General features: G+C 44.4%; 21 protein-coding genes. 6 read left to right on the top strand and 15 right to left on the bottom strand.

Annotated features, from left to right (window positions below):
- Positions 1-110: 110 nt before the first annotated feature.
- The 4 genes from RM556_RS16295 (at position 111) to RM556_RS16280 (ending at position 7,090) form a co-directional block, all read left to right on the top strand.
- On the top strand, positions 111-1,397 hold the full coding sequence (locus RM556_RS16295) for a hypothetical protein (RefSeq protein WP_409220101.1): 1,287 nt from the start codon (positions 111-113) through the stop codon (positions 1,395-1,397).
- A gap of 2 nt (positions 1,398-1,399) precedes the next feature.
- Positions 1,400-3,901, top strand: coding sequence for a LamG domain-containing protein (locus RM556_RS16290; protein ID WP_311375110.1), 2,502 nt, complete (start codon positions 1,400-1,402; stop codon positions 3,899-3,901).
- A 21-nt stretch (positions 3,902-3,922) separates the two neighbouring features.
- Complete coding sequence (locus tag RM556_RS16285) at positions 3,923-5,587, top strand: hypothetical protein (RefSeq protein WP_311375109.1); 1,665 nt, start codon at positions 3,923-3,925, stop codon at positions 5,585-5,587.
- 198 nt (positions 5,588-5,785) lie between these two features.
- A complete protein-coding gene (locus RM556_RS16280) occupies positions 5,786-7,090 on the top strand; it encodes a M24 family metallopeptidase (protein WP_311375108.1) in 1,305 nt (434 codons plus the stop codon).
- A gap of 20 nt (positions 7,091-7,110) precedes the next feature.
- On the opposite strand, the gene RM556_RS16275 is transcribed toward RM556_RS16280, so the two are convergent.
- The 3 genes from RM556_RS16275 to RM556_RS16265 all read right to left on the bottom strand — a co-directional run bounded on the left by RM556_RS16275 (position 7,111) and on the right by RM556_RS16265 (position 10,282).
- On the bottom strand, positions 7,111-8,037 hold the full coding sequence (locus RM556_RS16275; RefSeq protein WP_311375107.1) for an FAD:protein FMN transferase: 927 nt from the start codon (positions 8,035-8,037) through the stop codon (positions 7,111-7,113).
- 117 nt (positions 8,038-8,154) lie between these two features.
- A complete protein-coding gene (locus tag RM556_RS16270) occupies positions 8,155-8,646 on the bottom strand; it encodes a GNAT family N-acetyltransferase (RefSeq protein WP_311375106.1) in 492 nt (163 codons plus the stop codon).
- 19 nt (positions 8,647-8,665) lie between these two features.
- On the bottom strand, positions 8,666-10,282 hold the full coding sequence (locus RM556_RS16265; protein ID WP_311375105.1) for an NAD(P)/FAD-dependent oxidoreductase: 1,617 nt from the start codon (positions 10,280-10,282) through the stop codon (positions 8,666-8,668).
- Positions 10,283-10,493: 211 nt separating this feature from the next.
- Between RM556_RS16265 and fdxA the strand changes: the two genes are divergently transcribed.
- On the top strand, positions 10,494-10,817 hold the full coding sequence (gene fdxA, locus RM556_RS16260) for a ferredoxin FdxA (RefSeq protein ID WP_311375104.1): 324 nt from the start codon (positions 10,494-10,496) through the stop codon (positions 10,815-10,817).
- Here fdxA and rlmE read toward each other — a convergent pair whose 3' ends face one another.
- The gene (rlmE, locus tag RM556_RS16255; RefSeq protein WP_311362610.1) at positions 10,818-11,441 is read right to left on the bottom strand and encodes a 23S rRNA (uridine(2552)-2'-O)-methyltransferase RlmE; all 624 of its coding nucleotides are present in this window, start codon (positions 11,439-11,441) and stop codon (positions 10,818-10,820) included. It abuts the gene before it with no gap.
- A 154-nt stretch (positions 11,442-11,595) separates the two neighbouring features.
- Between rlmE and RM556_RS16250 the strand changes: the two genes are divergently transcribed.
- On the top strand, positions 11,596-12,339 hold the full coding sequence (locus RM556_RS16250) for an RNA methyltransferase (RefSeq protein ID WP_311375103.1): 744 nt from the start codon (positions 11,596-11,598) through the stop codon (positions 12,337-12,339).
- On the opposite strand, the gene RM556_RS16245 is transcribed toward RM556_RS16250, so the two are convergent.
- The 11 genes from RM556_RS16245 to RM556_RS16195 form a co-directional block, all read right to left on the bottom strand.
- On the bottom strand, positions 12,331-12,540 hold the full coding sequence (locus RM556_RS16245) for a hypothetical protein (protein ID WP_311362612.1): 210 nt from the start codon (positions 12,538-12,540) through the stop codon (positions 12,331-12,333). The two genes, RM556_RS16250 and RM556_RS16245, sit on opposite strands and share 9 nt — an antisense overlap.
- A gap of 109 nt (positions 12,541-12,649) precedes the next feature.
- Positions 12,650-13,285 (bottom strand): DUF1287 domain-containing protein, encoded by a 636-nt coding sequence (locus RM556_RS16240; protein WP_311375102.1) that lies wholly within the window; start codon positions 13,283-13,285, stop codon positions 12,650-12,652.
- Positions 13,282-13,521 (bottom strand): hypothetical protein, encoded by a 240-nt coding sequence (locus RM556_RS16235; protein ID WP_311362614.1) that lies wholly within the window; start codon positions 13,519-13,521, stop codon positions 13,282-13,284. The genes RM556_RS16240 and RM556_RS16235 overlap by 4 nt, the downstream gene beginning before the upstream one ends.
- A gap of 68 nt (positions 13,522-13,589) precedes the next feature.
- A complete protein-coding gene (locus RM556_RS16230) occupies positions 13,590-13,868 on the bottom strand; it encodes a hypothetical protein (protein ID WP_311375101.1) in 279 nt (92 codons plus the stop codon).
- Positions 13,869-13,872: 4 nt separating this feature from the next.
- A complete protein-coding gene (locus RM556_RS16225; protein ID WP_311375100.1) occupies positions 13,873-14,196 on the bottom strand; it encodes an antibiotic biosynthesis monooxygenase in 324 nt (107 codons plus the stop codon).
- Positions 14,197-14,297: 101 nt separating this feature from the next.
- Complete coding sequence (locus RM556_RS16220) at positions 14,298-14,612, bottom strand: hypothetical protein (RefSeq protein WP_311375099.1); 315 nt, start codon at positions 14,610-14,612, stop codon at positions 14,298-14,300.
- 68 nt (positions 14,613-14,680) lie between these two features.
- Positions 14,681-15,247, bottom strand: coding sequence for a hypothetical protein (locus RM556_RS16215; protein ID WP_311375098.1), 567 nt, complete (start codon positions 15,245-15,247; stop codon positions 14,681-14,683).
- A 104-nt stretch (positions 15,248-15,351) separates the two neighbouring features.
- Positions 15,352-15,687: a hypothetical protein gene (locus RM556_RS16210; protein ID WP_311375097.1), complete on the bottom strand. Its 336-nt coding sequence runs from the start codon at positions 15,685-15,687 to the stop codon at positions 15,352-15,354.
- Between the two features lie 43 nt (positions 15,688-15,730).
- Positions 15,731-15,949, bottom strand: coding sequence for a DUF6500 family protein (locus tag RM556_RS16205; protein ID WP_311375096.1), 219 nt, complete (start codon positions 15,947-15,949; stop codon positions 15,731-15,733).
- 4 nt (positions 15,950-15,953) lie between these two features.
- Positions 15,954-16,322 carry a hypothetical protein gene (locus tag RM556_RS16200; protein ID WP_311375095.1) on the bottom strand — a complete coding sequence of 123 codons (369 nt, stop codon included), beginning with the start codon at positions 16,320-16,322 and terminating at the stop codon, positions 15,954-15,956.
- Positions 16,315-16,800 (bottom strand): hypothetical protein, encoded by a 486-nt coding sequence (locus RM556_RS16195; RefSeq protein WP_311375094.1) that lies wholly within the window; start codon positions 16,798-16,800, stop codon positions 16,315-16,317. Before RM556_RS16195 ends, RM556_RS16200 begins: the two co-directional genes overlap by 8 nt.
- Between the last annotated feature and the right edge of the window lie 242 nt (positions 16,801-17,042).

The raw sequence follows: 17,042 nt of genomic DNA, 5'->3' as shown, positions 1-17,042 counted from the left end.
GAAAAGTATGAATCGGTATAGCACTCTACACTTATTGATTGCACAAAATAACTTACTGACAACGAAAGGCGGGTATAACGTAGGTCAAATTCATAAAAGGAGTTGGTTCGATGTATTTGTTTAATAATGAATCCAAACGCCCGCTATCACAAAAATCTGCTATCTATAAAGGAAAGCAAACCATCGCTTCTGCTAGCAGGATGCTAAAGAAGGCGTGTGTTGCTGTTCCGCTAATCATATTGTGCGCCACTGCTAATGCTGGTTCCCTAGAACAAGCCAAACGCATGCATGATCGCCTAGCAGGTGTTCCGGGTAGTGCAGAAGTCATTCAACAAATGGCCGACCTCATCGAATCTGGAGACGCTCAAGCCGCTGCCGAAATTGCAATGGCATCGCCAAGCTTCTACAACGTGACCATTAAAAATTGGGTTACCCCTTGGACCAACGAAGAGTTCGATGTATTCGCTCCGTTAAATGATTACACTGCAACTGTGATCGGCATGGTAAGAGACGATGTGGATTTTCGCCAAGTATTAATGGGCGATATCTTATACGTGGGCGATAACAGTACTGGCGCTCCAGCTTATAGCAGAACCAACAATGCTCATTACGAAAGCTTAGAAAATAATGGTGCAGACCTTTCAAGCGTATTGGTTGCCACAACTCAGTCTTCGCTCACGGGCATTCCCGCAGAAGCAACGGCCGGTGTGATGACAACGCGCGCAGCTGCAAAATCATTCTTCAAAGATGGTACTAATCGCGCAATGTTCCGCTTTACCTTAATGAACCATATGTGTGGTGATTTAGAAGCATTTAAAGATACAAGTTTACCACCAGATAGAATTAGACAAGATCTCAGTCGCAGTCCAGGCGGCGATAGTCGAATTTTCACTAACTCCTGCTCGGGTTGTCACTCTGGTATGGACCCGCTAGCTCAAGCCTTTGCTTATTATAATTATGAATATAATGTTGAAGCTGATCCTGAAGGTGAAAACGGCAGCATCGTATATAACAGTGAAGGACAAACTGATCCTGAAACGCAACTTCGAGTGCAAGCCAAGTACTGGATCAACTCAAACAACTTCCCGTTTGGTTATGTCACCATGGACGATACGTGGGACAACTACTGGCGAGAAGGCCAAAATCAAACCATCGGTTGGTCGTCTAGTCTACCTGGCACTGGTAGCGGTGCTAAATCTATGGGTGAAGAGTTAGCGAATAGCCAGACCTTTGCACAATGCCAAGTAACAAAAGTATTCCAGAATGTATGCTTACGTGACCCTCAAGATGCGGCCGACCGCAGCGCAATCAGCGATATCCAAGCTGATTTTGTAGGAAATAATTACAATATTAAAAACGTGTTTGCCGCCACAGCAGACTACTGCAAGGGGGAATAATCATGTTTACTTCTAACCCTACATCAAGTGAAAACAACTTTTTAAACGCGCTTCGTCATGTTGGCGTTGCTAGTGTAGCCATCCTGTTATTAGCGAGTTGCGGCGGCGGTAGTGATACCGAAGTTGAACAAACGCCATTGCCACCTCCTGTTGAGCAACCCGTAGTAAACTACTCTGGCCCTGCTCCAGCAACCACAGACGTACAAAACTTTAAATTAGCCGTGTGGGACAATATTGCCAAAGCAGATCGTTGCGGCGCGTGTCACGTGCAAGACCAGCAATCTCCTCCTTTTGCTCGCTTCGATGACATCAACCTTGCTTACTCAGAAGTAAATGCACTGGTTAATCAATCGCAAATTAGTGAATCTGCCATTGTGACCAAAGTCGCTGGCGGCCATAACTGCTGGCTAAGTGATGACAATGCTTGTGCTGATATTATGACGACATGGATCGGCAACTGGTTAGCGACAGAAGAAACAGCAACCAGCATTGAGCTACAAGCACCGGTAGTGAAAATTCCGGGGGCTAACAAAAACTTCCCTGAAAGCCCTGCGCTTTTTGAAGCTGAAGTATATCCGGTATTGCGTGCACACTGTGTTGATTGTCACCAGTCATCAGCTGCCATTCCAATTTCGCCGTACTTAGCGTCGTCGGATATTAGCGAAGCTTACGCTGCATCTATCTCGAAAATGAATCTTGATACACCTGAAGATTCTCGTGTCGTTGCTCGTTTGCGTGATGAATTCCATAACTGCTGGAGCGATAACTGTGCTGCAGATGGCCAAGCGCTAGCAGACACTATTCGTGCAATGTCAGATGCGATTGTGGTGACAGAATTAAATCCTGATTTAGTTAGCTCGCATGCCCTAACGCTGTTTGACGGTACTTTAGCAACCGGCGGTGGTCGATTCGAAAGCAATGTGATCGCAAAATGGGAGTTTAAAACAGGCTCAGGCAACATTGCATTTGATACTAGCGGTATTGAACCAGCACTAAACCTTACCTTAAGTGGCGGTTACGAATGGGTTGGTGGCAATGGTATACAGCTTACTGACGGTAAAGCACAAGGTGCGACCAGCGACAGTAAAAAAATTCACGACTTAATTGTAGCCACTGGCGAATTCGCGATTGAAGCGTGGGTTGCTCCAGCCAATGTCACTCAAGAAGGACCAGCAAGAATAGTGAGCTATTCAGGTGGCCGTGACAGAAGAAACTTCACGCTAGGTCAAACACTCTATAATTACGATATGTTACTTCGCCACGGCAACACTGATACAAATGGTATGCCTGCGCTTAGTACACGTGACGCAGATGAAGATTTACAGGCAGCCTTACAACACGTAGTTGTGAACTATGATGGTAACGGCGGTCGTCGAATCTATGTCAATGGCGAATTCACTGATGATGAAGATGAAATCGAAGCCACTGGCTTGAACGATTGGGACGATAGCTTCGCGTTTGTATTGGGTAATGAAGTCTCTGGTGATGTTCCATGGGCAGGTACTATTCGTATGGCTGCCATGCACAACCGTGTACTAACAGAAGAACAAATCGTGAAGAACTTCGATGCTGGTGTAGGTGAGAAATTCTTCCTACTGTTTGGTATTTCAGATGTGATCAACGTACCACAAAGCTATGTTGGCTTTGAAGTGAGTCAGTTCGATACATACAGCTACTTATTTACCGAACCATTTATGATCAGTTTAGATGAAAACGCTAACCTAGATGGCATCACATTGACCGGTATTCGCATTGGTGTGAATGGTCGTGAAGCGACAGGCGGTCAAGTATTTGCAACCTTGAATCTCACTGTTGATGGTGTGCAAGCATCTGAAGGTGAACTGGGTATGCCGCTTTCAACTCAAGGTACTATTATTCCTGTGCTGAAGGGACCCGTTCAAGACGAGTTCTTCCTGACGTTCGAAGTATTAGGTGACTCTGTGTCTTCGCGTCCAGCAGCAGAAATTCCAGTTGCCGCGCCACCTGTTGATTTACCGCCACAATCAGATATCGGTATTCGTAATTTCGCTGAAGTGAATGCCAGTATGTCTGCACTAACTGGCGTGTCGGCCTCACAAACTCAAGTAAATGAAACCTATAATCAACTTCGTCAACAGTTACCCAGTGTAACGGATATGGGGAGTTTCTTGGCCTCGAACCAGATGGCTATAACGCAAATGGCTATACGTTATTGTGACGTTTTAGTTGAAGATACCAGTCTGCGCTCGGGCATGTTCCCAGCATTTAATTTCTCGAAGAATGCGAATGAAGGTTTTAATAGCGATGATAGAGAAGCACTTATAAATCCACTGGTCGACAGAATGATTGGCCCAGGATTAGCCTCACAACCTGATACAGGTTTAGTTGGCACAGAGTTAAACTCACTCATCGACCGCTTAACAACTTGTTCGAATAACAATTCTTGTTCTGCGCAAACTACACCCACAGTAGCGAAAGCAACTTGTGCAGCCGTGCTCGGCAGTGCTGCTGTTGTCATGCAATAGCAGAGAGAAAAGGTGAATAATATGAAAAAGACAATACATACATTTTCAAAGAAATACTCTGTCGGTGCCAGCGCACGAACTGATCATGGTGGCTTAGGCGGCCGTGATGGTACCGATGTTGATGCGCCCCTGTTTCACCAAGACCATGGCCGTCCAGTCACACGTCGAGAGTTTATTTCTCAAGGCTTTTGTGCCGGAACCGCGGCTGTTGTAGGTGGTTCTGTACTGAGCATGTTAGCGCCGAATAAAGCGCATGCCTCGTTATCAGCTGATTTGGAAGCGCTAAAAGGTGATTGCGGTATCGCAACGCAAGGTGCAGGCAAAATTCCATTTATCGTGTTTGATTTGGCCGGCGGTGTGAACGTTGCTGGCTCAAATGTTTTAGTTGGTGGTCGTGGTGGTCAGTTAGACTTCTTAAGCACCCAAGGCTATAGCCGCCAAGGTTTACCTGGCGATATGATCCCAAGCATTGCCAATGCAGACGGCGAGCTTTCAGACTTTATAAACAACGAACTTGGCTTAGCGTTCCATGCCGATAGCGGCTTTTTACGCGGCATCCAAGATAAACTCGCAATAACTAACCGAGCAAACGTGAACGGTGCTGTTATTCCAGCGCGTTCAGAAAATGATACCGGTAATAACCCACACAACCCAATGTACGGCATTAACCGTGCAGGTGCTGATGGCTCACTGCTAACGCTCATCGGTTCAAGAAACTCTGATAGTGGTGGCAGCTCGATGTCACCCGCGGCCATGATTGATGCTGCAAAGCGTCCAACCAAGGTAGATCGTCCCTCTGATGTGACCGGTTTAGTTGATACTGGTGACCTTGTTGGCTTATTGAATCAAGGCGACGCTGTATCAGTAATGGAATCAATTCAACGTATTAGCGACATGAAACTGTCTAATGTGAACACACAAGTTGCAAGTGATAGCGACCTGAAAAAGTTAGTCCGTTGCGGTTATGTAAAAAGTGCTGATATTGCCGATAGATTCGGTGACCCATCGTCACTTAATCCTGAATTAGACACTGATATTGTCGGACCTGCTGGTATCTTCACTCAAGAGGAATTTGACGGTGACCGCGAATTCCAAAAAACAGCTTCAGTAATGAAGCTAGTCATGAATGGCTTTGCTGGTGCGGGGACAATTACCATGGGTGGTTACGACTATCATACCGGTAACCGTTCAACCGGTGAAGCACGAGATTTACGTGCCGGCAGATGCATGGGCGCGGTTCTTGAATATGCCGCTCGCTTGAACACCCCCGTCATGATGTATGTGGTCAGCGACGGCTCTGTATTTAGTAACGGCATGATTGACGATTCTGAAGGTGGTCGAGGCAAAGGAGTGTGGACGGGAGATAACTCGTCCACCGCTGCTTCATTCTTCTTGGTTTACAACCCGAATGGTACGCCAAACTTGATCGGCGCTACCCCTGAAGAACAAGCTGTTAGCCAACAGGTCGGCTATATGCGTCGAGACGGTGCAGTGGAAACATCAGCAACACCAGCCGCGAACAACGTTAACTTATTAGTAGAAACCGTTATCCTTAATTACCTCGCATTACACGGCGAACAAGGACGTATGCGAGAACTATTCCCTCAAACGGGCTTAGGAAATGCTGCGTTAATGGATTCACTCACCGCTTTTGAACCTATTGTAAACGGGACAATTGGCGCCTAGTGCGCAAACAAAATCGGTAACAGTCAAAGTGGGAAAAGCCCATGCAGGAAGCAGGGCCAGACAAGGATGTTTGCTTTTTTCACTACGCTCTAAACACTAAAATTCGCACTCAGTTACGCGCTGTTTGCGAATTTTTGCCTTCAAGATATACTCATTCAAGCGAATGCCTAAAACTAGGTGTTGATTAAGGATGATATTATGTTGAAAGCCGTTGCGTTAATTAGCTTGTTGTTCACTACACTACTTGCTCAAGCTAGCTATTTTGATACCTCTCCGTGGCCAGAAATTCGTAAAAAGAGAATCGCTGTTCTTTTACCAAATGCACTAAACGCTGCGCAAGTAGATGCGTGGTTGGTTATATGCCGAGAAAATAACAATGACCCGCTTGCCGACCACGTAGGATGTGAAAACGCCGGTCAAACAGCGGCCTTTTTGTTTTATAACCACGCTGGCCAATTCCACTCTATGGCCTTTTCACCCTCTGGTGAATCAACTGCACTGCGAGACAGTCAGTTGCTAGACGAAGTGATTTCGGTAGAAAGAAGCGGCTCGGCAATTGATATGGTTGCAGACTACATTAATGAAAAAAACTTCAACAAAGTAGCTATTAATATATCGTCGACTAACGCTCAAGCCGATGGTCTGAGTTACACGCAACATATCGCATTGAGTAAAGCCTTAGGCCCAGAGGCGAGCAAACGTTTGGTATCCGCCGATGAAGTAGTTTATCAATGGCTATCCATTAAGCTGCCTGAAGAAATAGACATTATGCGCAAAGCCGCTGCGTTGACCGCACAATGGCAAATTGAGGCTTACCAAGAAATTATTCCTGGCGTGACCACAGATGCCGATGTTGCACGCTTTTTGAAAGCTAAAATGAAGGCCGCTGGTGTCGGTGATGCTTGGGCACCCGCTCAAAACCCTAATGTTAATTCAGGTACAGACCGCGGGCACAGCCATGCCACAAACAAAGTGATACAAGCCGGAGATGTCATTCAGACTGATTTTGGTATTCGCGTGTATGATAGATGGGTTACCGATATTCAGCGCTTCGCCTATGTATTGAAAGAGGGTGAAACGGAAGCGCCAGAAGATATTGCGACCTATTGGCAGAATGCAAAGCAAGGTCGTCATGCGGCGTTTTCAGCCATGAAGCCTGGTATTAGAGGTATCGATGTGGATGCGGCGCAAAGAAAGGTAATGGCAGATACAGGTTCACTCCCTCTCATGTGGAGTACGGGACATCCGGTAGGCTATGTTGCTCATGATACCGGTCCAAACCTAGGTGGCTCCAAAGCTGTTTCGGTTAGACCCGCCGCACAGCGAAAGTTGGCTGTTGGCATGACCTTCGCGTTTGATGGCTTTTACAGTTGGCACTTACCTAGCGGCGAACCTAAAACCATCTCGGTTGAAGAGATGGTGCACATTACCGAAGACGGCGCGGAGTACTTGATCCCCCCGCAAGAAGACTTAGTCTTAGTAAAGGCTGAACAACAACAATAGTTACGAATACGGCCTGCTCTTTACTGTTGCAAGCCGGTTGAATAATGCATCTTACGTTGATTATCCATCACAACCGCATCGTAACCGTCGATGCGGTTGATCAAACCCAAACCTTCGCGCAAGCCCATCACGAATACCGCCGTTGATAAGGCGTCATTATAGGTACTGCTGGGCCCAATAACAGAAACAGACTGAACGTCGTAGGTTGATTTTCCGGTTTTTGGCGAAAGAATGTGGTGATAGCGTTGCCCATCTTCCTCAAAGTAACGCTCGTAGTCACCAGATGTCGACATCGCTGAGCTTTCCATCGGTAATAATACCGCTTGTTTGTCACGATTACGTGGATCACGAATACCCACAATCCATGGCTTGCCTTGTCTGTCTCCCAACAAGCGTGTATCACCACCTGCAGTAACAAGCGCATTGGTAATGCCCATCCTTTCAAGCAAAGATATTGCGTTATCTACTGCATGCCCCTTTGCAATGCCGCCCAAATCAATTTTTACTTTGTCGTTTAAAAACTTAACGCTACTTTTTTCTGCATTCAACTGAATATGTTTATAGTTAATTGCGCTCAACAGAGAATCAATAGTCTTGTCATCGGGTCGTTGGTTTTCCTTATAGTTATAAAGGTATCCAACGCTGGCGAACGTAATATCAAATGCGCCTTTAGTGAGTTCTGATATCTTGATCGACTTATCTAACAACTCAAACATCTCAGGGCTAATCACAAGCGCTTTCTTGCCCGCTACGTTATTGATTTTACTTAACTCAGAGCTTTCTATGTAAGGGCTCATCAGCTGATTGATCCGCTCCATTTCTGCCAACACCGTTTTCACGCCCAGTTGACCTTGAATAGGATCTTCCGACCACACTTCAACATAAATGTTAGTGCCCATAATCGCTGCGTTTTCAGAATACCACTTTGCATTTGCAGCGTATGACATACTAAAAAAACATAGCCAAATTACGCTGCGCTTTAGCGAAGAAAATATCGTTTTTGAAAGCATAAATAACCCTAATTTACATTATAACCATACACTGAAAAACAGCGGTAAGGACCTCTAATCAGCTAACCACTTGTACATCACAAGAGCATCTACGTAACCCAAGCGAGGATGATTGAAGGCCTTTGGTAGCGTGCCAACCACAGAGAAACCTAACTTCAACCACAGCTTTACTGCTAAGTCATTGCTTGCCGCTACAAAATTGTACTGCATAGCTTTGTATCCAAATTCGACCGCTTTTTGCTGACTATGTTCACACATTATGGTCGCAAAACCTTTTCCTCTTGCAAGGCTCGATACCATATAGCCACAATTGCACACATGCTGACCGGGACCAGCTTGATTGGTCTTCAAATAATAAGTCCCCATTACCTCGCCATTTTCAACAAGCACATAAGTATAGTTAGGTGCGCTCATCCAAATAGAGAATGCTTGTTCTTTATTTGTGTCTGGCGAATAAGCATAGGTTTCCCCCGCTTTTGCCACTTCATGAAAAATGGGCCAAATAGCTTCAAAATCGTGTTCTGTGGCTTCGCGTATTTCGATCATATTTGGCGACTCTCTGATCTTACTTTGGTAATTGTTCTAGCATGTCTAAGGCAAGCGCCTCAGCGACACGGATGCCATCAATACCTGCTGACCAAATACCACCAGCATAACCTGCGCCTTCACCTGCGGGATATAAACCCTTGGTATTGATACTTTGATAATCGGCATCGCGCTTTATACAAATTGGAGAAGATGTACGTGTTTCAACGCCTGTCAGCAATCCATCTTGTTTCGCGAAACCTTTTATTTGCTTATCAAATGCAGGAATAGCTTCACGAATCGCGTGGGTCACATAGTCTGGAACAACTTGGCTAAGATCGGTTAGCGTCACACCGGGTGTATAAGAGGGTTTCACTTCACCTAGATCGGCGCTAGATTTTCCTGCAAGAAAATCGCCAATCAGTTGTGCTGGTGCATGGTAGTTTTCACCGCCTACCGAGAATGCAAGTTCTTCTAACTTTCTTTGTAATTCGATACCCGCTAGCGGATCACCCGGATAATCTTCCTCAGGGGTAATACCGACCACAATTGCGCTATTGGCATTACGTTCGTGGCGAGAATATTGGCTCATTCCGTTAGTCACAACACGACCTGGCTCTGACGCTGCCGCGACCACAGTGCCGCCTGGGCACATACAAAAACTGTAAACCGTGCGGCCATTCTTACAATGATGCACAAGCTTATAATCTGCCGCGCCCAAAATCGGGTTGCCCGCATTATCACCAAAGCGACATTGATCAATCATGCTCTGTTCGTGTTCAATTCTAAAACCAACAGAAAATGGCTTAGCTTCCACATATACACCTTGCTCATGCAAGGCTTTAAAAGTATCTCTGGCACTATGCCCAACCGCAAGGATGACATGCTTACAGGCTAAGTAGTCACCTGTTGATAGATGCAAACCTTGCACTTCTTTATGTTCATTCAAGTCGAGTTTTTCAACGCGAGTACTAAAGCGAATTTCGCCGCCAAGCGAGATAATTTGCTCTCGCATTTTTTCAACCATGTTCACCAGTTTGAAGGTACCGATATGCGGCTTGCTCACATACATGATTTCTTCGGGAGCGCCGGCTGCCACAAACTCATGTAATACCTTACGCCCGTAATGTTTACGGTCTTTCACTTGGCTATAAAGTTTACCATCGGAAAAAGTACCTGCACCGCCTTCGCCAAATTGCACATTAGATTCCGGGTTTAGTGGCTTTTTCCGCCAAAAACCGAAAGTATCTTTGGTGCGTTCACGAACGGCTTTACCGCGCTCCAGTACAATCGGCTTAAAGCCCATTTGCGCCAAGATCAGCGCAGCAAATAAACCACAAGGACCAAGGCCAACAACCACTGGACGCTCTGTCATGTTTTCTGGCGCTTGGGCAACAAACTTATAGGTCATATCCGGTGTAATACGCACATGCGGGTCGCGAGAAAACTGTTCAAATAGGGCGTCTTGGTCAGCAACTTCTACGTCGAGAGTATAAATTAAATGAATGTTTTTGTTGTTGCGAGCGTCATAGCCACGCTTGAACAGATTGAAGCCGAGTAATTGGCTCTTTTGGATTTTGAGCTTGCTGAGTATCGCATCTTCAATAGCGTGCTCTGCATGATCAAGGGGTAGTTTTATATCGGTTAACCGCAACATATGAAATGACTCTCTAAAACGCCGGACAGCCTCTCTGTCAGAACGGAGCTCTCGCTCAAGGCCATTTTAAATCAGATCCGATTTGATAGATAGCGCTGAATCATTTATCGACTTGCCACATTACCTAGCTTGAAACACCCAAGATACTTGTGTTTCACGATTTGTGCATTACACTAGCAGCGGTATTTAGAAACGAGAATATTCGCACTCCATGACTTTTGTAGTAACCGACAACTGCATTAAATGTAAGTACACCGATTGTGTGGCAGTTTGCCCTGTGGACGCCTTTTTTGAAGGGCCAAACTTTTTGGCTATTGATCCAGTCATCTGCATAGACTGTGCGTTATGCGTGCCCGAGTGCCCAGCAGATGCAATTTATCAAGACACCGAACTGCCTGCTGACCAAATTGAATACCTTGAGTTAAACGAAGAGCTTTGCGCTCAATGGCCAAATATTACCGAACTGAAGCCCGCACCAGAAGATGCAGACAAGTGGAACGGCGTGCCAGATAAGAGAGCTTTACTAGAAAAGTAATTAGCCTTTAAAGCCTTTTGCAACGAGATACACTTCTCGAGAACGTGGGCGTGATGCTGCTGGTTTACGCACGAAGACTTGTTTAAACGACTGTCTCACATCCTTCACATATTCTTCGTAACCCACCCCTTGGAAAACTTTCGCGCAGAAGCTGCCATTTGGTTTAAGTACGTTACGCGCCATATCTAAAGCGAGTTCGACCAAGTACATAGATGCGTATTGGTCTGTCGTATTCACACCGCTCATGTTTGGCGCCATGTCCGATACGACAAGATCGGCTTTGGTATCATCACCTAACGCTTTTAACAGTTGGTCGTAAACCGCTTCTTCGGTGAAGTCACCCTGAATAAACGTAACACCAGCAATGCCATCCATCGGGAGAATATCTGAGGCGATAACTCTACCGGAATCGCCCACCACCGGCGCAACAATCTGAGACCATCCGCCTGGCGCAGAACCAAGATCCATCACCACGCTTCCCGTCGAGAACAACTTGTCTTTCTCATTAAGCTCAATCAATTTATAGCTGGCACGAGACCGGTAACCATCTGCTTGCGCCTTTTTTACATAAGGGTCATTCAGATGTTCATCCATCCACTTCTTACTGGTTTTTGATCGAGCCATAGATTGAGTCTGCTATTGGTAGCGCTAAAACGGCACATATTGTAAGCTTGCACGCTCAATTTGCAAACCTGTTCCAGCAATCACGGCAAAAAACGTGCTTTTCAAGGAATGCGGCAAGCAAGATTCAGTTTAAAGCGGGTTTAAGCAGGGCGACATGAAACTAGACGACGTAAAAAAGCTACATCAAAAAAAATACCGAACACAATTCGGTTATTACTTGGTGGAAGGTGAGCATCTCGTTCTAGAACTGTACAAAGCCACCAGCAAAGCAGCCCGTTCGGCAATTACTCTATACATTACTGACCGCAATGAAAAATGGGCAAATACAGCTGTGAGCGACCTGAATGTTCAGCTTGTTAGTGAACGCCAAATGGACCAACTCAGCGATACAAAAAGCCCGCAAGGCATTATTGCCTGTGTACCTTTGCCAAAGCCCCACTTGCCAACACAAGCGTCTGACTCGCTACAACAAAAGGTCATTTATCTACATGAAATTCAAGACCCTGGTAATTTAGGTACGATTCTGAGAACACTTGCATGGTTTGGCAATTTCACTCTATTACTCAGTCCCAATAGTGTCGATCCATACAACTCTAAAGTGGTGCGTTCTAGCATGGGCGCAATTTTTCATGTACCGATTGAATTGGATGTAGAGCTAAACGAATTAGACACACGCTATTCGCGTTTCGCCTATTTAGATATGCAGGGAAGTGCGGTTAACACTGCTGAATTCACAAACTTTGATTGTTATTTATTTGGCAACGAAGCCAGAGGCGTCCCGCGGGATGCATTGTCGAGTTTTAATGCAGAGGCATTTACTATCGCTGGAAGTGGCGCAATAGATTCACTAAACCTAGCGAGTGCCGTGAATATTTGTGTTTATGAGTTATCAAAATAGGCGTTTACCACTCAGCGCAATATAAACGCCGACTAAACCTACCAAAGCGTAAACCACTTCAAAGGCACCAATAGTGTCTGCTTGCTCATTCAAAAGAGCACTTACCAACATAAAGCCCAAAAACAACGACGGTAAAGAAGCAAGACCAATCAGTATTCGGATGTTGTTAGCAAGTTTTGATTTATTGTTAGTATTCATCATTCCATACTCTCAGAATTACAGTCATAAGTGAACAAGATTGTGCATTCTCACTCTTCACTTTCAGCCTGCGAAAGATACTCAATCGGGTTGAGGTAAAAGCCCCCAAAACTCAAGGTGAAAACCTATAGTGGCCAGTTATTTTGTAGGCAAATAACATATCCTCAAGTTGCGGCCCACTGCCAATATTATGCACAACTAAGGGCCTACCAGAGTCACTATCGTATTCGTCTACCACTATCCCAATATGAGGAAGGTTGCCTGGCAACATCCAAGACACGATATCACCGGGCAAATAATTCTCGGCTCTTTGTGTGATATCCAAAGACTCACCGTGACGCTTAAAGAAGGCCTGCAGGTTCGGAACTCGACGGTGATCAATGTTCGCATCGGGCCTACTTAAGCCCCAAATACGTTTTGAGGGGTAGGCATCAAAATCTCTCTTCATGTCCTCATGCACCAGCTTTTGCAAGTCGATGCCAGTCGTTCGATAAGATCTAATTACAACATCTGTACACACGCCTATATTCTCTGGCACATCTCCATTGGGATAAGGAATTGAGATGTATCGACCGTCGTATATCACTTCATGCGCTAAGCGCTCTTTAGCTGCGCTGGCTAGCGGATGCGTAAGGGTATTAGAGCTAGCTGGCTCTGTTGTGACCTGCTGAGTACTGACTTCTTGCGCCCAAATAGGCCCAAATGAAGAAAGTAGATACGCCGCTATCATTAAGCGTGAAAACATCATTGCGGTATGGCTTTTATTGGCATGGCTTTAGCCACGGCAACCATGAATAAGGCAGCTACATCTAAAGGGGACTCTAGAGTATATGCGGGATGCATTTGATACTCTTTACGAAACTTGCGACGTCGCGCCCAGCTAAAGGGGTTCAACCAGCCAACATCAATACCATTGTCTTGCAAGCGATTTGCGAGGATTAGAATAGTGACTAGCGCGCCCAATATCCCTAGTATGATATGCATGTTACTTCCTTGCTTAATGTGAACCGTTTTCGTTCGTAAACTCTTGCTTCATAGTAGAGACTCCAGATTTACAAATCCAGTCCTACATCACCGTTTTTGAAGATCTTTCCTACGCCTCTAATCATCATAGCCATGCCTTGATAGGGAAGATCAACTAAGAGCTCTAATATATCGTACCAACTACTTTCGCCGTCGCGTTTAGGTGGCCAAATGATATGCGCTAATAAAAAAGCGATGATGCTGAAAATGAGCAATGACCAATTGAAGCCATACATGAACATATCGATGATGAAATACACACCAGTGGCAAAGAGAAATATAGCTAAAACAGCCCTAAAATCATTCATGATTTTAAATCCCTAGTCCATAATCTCGCTCCACTTTCGCAATACGAATTTTGAAGGTGTCGTACCAAACGCTTCGACCGTTTTTTTGAGCCTCAATGTGCTCTGCATTCGCTTTCCAGGCCTTTATTGATGTTAAGTCTTTCCAATACGATACGGTGATACCCAACTCTTCACGCGCGGATTCGATCCCAAGATAACCATCATGTTGTTCTGCTAATTCGATCATGCGGGCTGACGTTTCTACATAGGCCCTGTCACCTTCGGTTCGAGTAGACGTGAATATGACCGCATAATAAGGAGGCGCTGGCGTATCTGCTATTACTGACATACTGTTTCCTTTACTGATAAGTCTTTAGTAAAGACCAATTTGCAAATTGCTTCTGGGTGCATAAGCCCTTTGCAGACGAGATTGAATAACTTCTTGTTTGTTCATATCAATTGCGAAAACCCAACGTTGCTTACCAGCCCTTTTTTGTCTATTTCAATGCTGCATTGATAAAACGAAAAGTTAATCTTACTGCTAAATATGATGCTTGAACCCTTGTCGTTATTAGAAACAACATAATTGGACAGGTTTGCTGTATCAAGTTGCCTGATGACGTCTGCTTTAGTGACGCCTGGCGCAAAATTCCCACATAGGAAGAAGACTTCTTTTCTGGCTTCATTCCAATAAAAGCCATATACAATTAGCAAGCAAGACACTACTGCCAAGGAACTTATCTTTAGTACTTTTTGAATCTGCAAAACTCTGCTCCTGTATTGTGCTGGCTTACTCAAGCATACTTATTTGAATATGATAATGGACACGATTGTTACCTGTATTCATCAATACCCAATAAAGTATTAAATACATCGATTAGACTGGGTGTTCCCCATTCCCAAGTACCTTCTACAATAAAATATCGTATGCCAATTAACCAAATCAGACTATTGATAACACCAACTATTGTATAGTGGATAAAGGTACTGTTTTCAGGAACAAACCTTTCTTCAGCTCGTCGCTTAATTTCGGTGATACTTGCAGCTGAGAATACTACTGAGAATATGAGCAATAATCCTGTTTGCTGGGAGATAATTTCAGGAGTCATGTAATCAAGGTAAGCAATCCAAAATACAATCAAAGCTGTACCGAAGGGAGCCACAATATTGTAATCCGTGGCTTTCCCTTTTTTATCATCTTGCCAGCCACTTAATGAATCAAACTCAAAGGTGTGCGCCTGAATTAGATACGCAAGGCTAAAGGTGCCGACAATGGCATAAGACAGTCCAATGTGAGTTTGATTGTTGATATCAACCAAAAAGACTGCACTAACCAATACTAGTATTTGAAAAGCAAAGTGAAAGTACTCTTTTCTATTTAACACTGTTTCATAATGCATGTTCGACTTGTCACTCCCTATACTTGGCTTGAACCTCGGTTCCAAAAACTGAGATACATATAGGCGCCATGTTATACAACCACTGCTTGTGGTTGAGCGTCACCTTACGCTAGGCTTGTTGCCCAAATAACTAGAATAACGGTAATTGAAGTTAAGATCCTACTCAGCATTTTATACTGAGTTTCATTGTTGCGCTTGTCATAGTGGTCAACAACATTCACTAACAAATTAACCACACCAAATACAAGCGCTGAGCCAAATACCCAAAGAGAGTAGCCAGTAAAGATAATGCCATCTGAAGCACCTCTTCCCGGCAAGTGAAATGAATCGCTCGTAAAACTAAGATAGGCGAAAGCAAGCAAAATGAGCGACCAAAAAATATTGAATACTCGTTCCACTCCAGGGACATGGTTTGGCGTGTACTTTTCTAATTTAGTCATCTTTATAATCATCCTGAAAAAAGTGAAGGTGAAGTATCAAGCGCTACAAGTTCTTCTGAACCATTTCCTTTATCTTCTGCGCCTTTTCAAAATGATCCAATTTATGCGTTTGTATCCACCAGCTAGCGGCTTCCATCAATAGCGCTGGATTATCGTTTTTATTGGCAAAAAAGGCATAGAAAGAAAGACCGACATTATCTCCTTTACTGGCAATTTTCTTATCACAAACTTCGATAATTTTATTTCTTAGTTCTTGTCTCATAGAACTATTCACCTTCGGTAATTGGCTTCTTCCAGCCAATGAATAAAACGTAAACACCTATCAAAGAATTCGCAATTGGCGTTAACAGTAAAATCACTCCAAAGATGCGCAACGATAGCGTAAACCATCTTGCAGTCAAACGATATTTAAAGGTCGCGATAGATATTAATATAAGGGCAATAAGGTAGTGAAAAGACGAGACCATTTGTAGCACAATCTCTTGACTAATTTGCCCAGCCATTGTTCTTGGATCAGCCTCACCATGAATCATAGCTTGCTGGAAAAGGCTTAACAAAGCTGAATAGAGCGAGAGAAAATCAAGGACTGAAACAGCTAATAAGCAACAGCCGACAAGACCTAGTGTTTTATCCATATTGAGCTTCTCCTTGTAAATGAATCATAAAAAGGGTTTGTTCCGCTCTAATGGGCGCATCGAGCTCTTCAATTAAGATAGACCGAATATCATCCTGCTTTTCTTGGGCGAACGTTCCACCACTGATGAAATATAGAATGATGCCAACCATGCATAAGGTCAGGAGATAATTGATAGACGTTTTTAGAATATTTTTTTGCTGTGGGGAGTAAAGTTCATGCACAATTGCGTCATTAGGAGCATTCTTTAGCGCTTCCACTGCAGCACCCTTTTTGTCTGTTTCAGGTGCCGTAATGCGAACCGTTACAATAGTACCCTCCTTGTGTAGTCGTTCATCATAGTCTTGGATAGCACTAAAAGGTAAATACCCATATCGTTCAGCCCCAAAATCTACAAAAGCGGCCGCTAGCATCGGCTCGATTCTTGTGATCCTAGCTTTGAATAAATTACCTGTGACAAACAACCCATCTGAAGTCATCTTATTTCCCTATTATTTAACAATTGGCTCCAATGCACTTTTGAATAAACGAAGTCTTCAATCCTTCAAAATACGCTGTCGATAAACCGCAATATACCAGAATAACAATGCAATTAAACATCTGGTTATCGCCGTTGCGTTGCCACCCCTATTGCCATCTGAATAGGGCCTTTATGATATTCGACATGACTAACAACAATCGCATATTCTTTGGCAACTTTGGTCGAAACTTCACAAAATGA

Origin of the sequence: Alteromonas sp. W364 (genome assembly GCF_031846205.1) — a bacterium.
Lineage (GTDB): Bacteria > Pseudomonadota > Gammaproteobacteria > Enterobacterales > Alteromonadaceae > Glaciecola > Glaciecola blandensis.
Note: the sequence above shows the minus strand (reverse complement) of the source record. Positions and strands in the feature narration are given on the sequence as shown.

Excerpts from the sequence above, each read along its gene's own strand:
- RM556_RS16265 (WP_311375105.1), bottom strand. The coding sequence starts at position 10,282 with ATGTTGCGGTTAACCGATATAAAACTACCCCTTGATCATGCAGAGCAC.
- RM556_RS16215 (WP_311375098.1), bottom strand. The coding sequence starts at position 15,247 with ATGCATTATGAAACAGTGTTAAATAGAAAAGAGTACTTTCACTTTGCT.
- RM556_RS16250 (WP_311375103.1), top strand. The coding sequence starts at position 11,596 with ATGAAACTAGACGACGTAAAAAAGCTACATCAAAAAAAATACCGAACA.
- RM556_RS16240 (WP_311375102.1), bottom strand. The coding sequence starts at position 13,285 with ATGATGTTTTCACGCTTAATGATAGCGGCGTATCTACTTTCTTCATTT.
- RM556_RS16270 (WP_311375106.1), bottom strand. The coding sequence starts at position 8,646 with ATGATCGAAATACGCGAAGCCACAGAACACGATTTTGAAGCTATTTGG.
- RM556_RS16210 (WP_311375097.1), bottom strand. The coding sequence starts at position 15,687 with ATGACTAAATTAGAAAAGTACACGCCAAACCATGTCCCTGGAGTGGAA.
- rlmE (WP_311362610.1), bottom strand. The coding sequence starts at position 11,441 with ATGGCTCGATCAAAAACCAGTAAGAAGTGGATGGATGAACATCTGAAT.
- RM556_RS16285 (WP_311375109.1), top strand. The coding sequence starts at position 3,923 with ATGAAAAAGACAATACATACATTTTCAAAGAAATACTCTGTCGGTGCC.
- fdxA (WP_311375104.1), top strand. The coding sequence starts at position 10,494 with ATGACTTTTGTAGTAACCGACAACTGCATTAAATGTAAGTACACCGAT.
- RM556_RS16205 (WP_311375096.1), bottom strand. The coding sequence starts at position 15,949 with ATGAGACAAGAACTAAGAAATAAAATTATCGAAGTTTGTGATAAGAAA.
- RM556_RS16230 (WP_311375101.1), bottom strand. The coding sequence starts at position 13,868 with ATGAATGATTTTAGGGCTGTTTTAGCTATATTTCTCTTTGCCACTGGT.
- RM556_RS16200 (WP_311375095.1), bottom strand. The coding sequence starts at position 16,322 with ATGGATAAAACACTAGGTCTTGTCGGCTGTTGCTTATTAGCTGTTTCA.
- RM556_RS16245 (WP_311362612.1), bottom strand. The coding sequence starts at position 12,540 with ATGATGAATACTAACAATAAATCAAAACTTGCTAACAACATCCGAATA.
- RM556_RS16235 (WP_311362614.1), bottom strand. The coding sequence starts at position 13,521 with ATGCATATCATACTAGGGATATTGGGCGCGCTAGTCACTATTCTAATC.
- RM556_RS16290 (WP_311375110.1), top strand. The coding sequence starts at position 1,400 with ATGTTTACTTCTAACCCTACATCAAGTGAAAACAACTTTTTAAACGCG.
- RM556_RS16295 (WP_409220101.1), top strand. The coding sequence starts at position 111 with ATGTATTTGTTTAATAATGAATCCAAACGCCCGCTATCACAAAAATCT.
- RM556_RS16225 (WP_311375100.1), bottom strand. The coding sequence starts at position 14,196 with ATGTCAGTAATAGCAGATACGCCAGCGCCTCCTTATTATGCGGTCATA.
- RM556_RS16275 (WP_311375107.1), bottom strand. The coding sequence starts at position 8,037 with ATGTCATACGCTGCAAATGCAAAGTGGTATTCTGAAAACGCAGCGATT.
- RM556_RS16280 (WP_311375108.1), top strand. The coding sequence starts at position 5,786 with ATGTTGAAAGCCGTTGCGTTAATTAGCTTGTTGTTCACTACACTACTT.
- RM556_RS16195 (WP_311375094.1), bottom strand. The coding sequence starts at position 16,800 with ATGACTTCAGATGGGTTGTTTGTCACAGGTAATTTATTCAAAGCTAGG.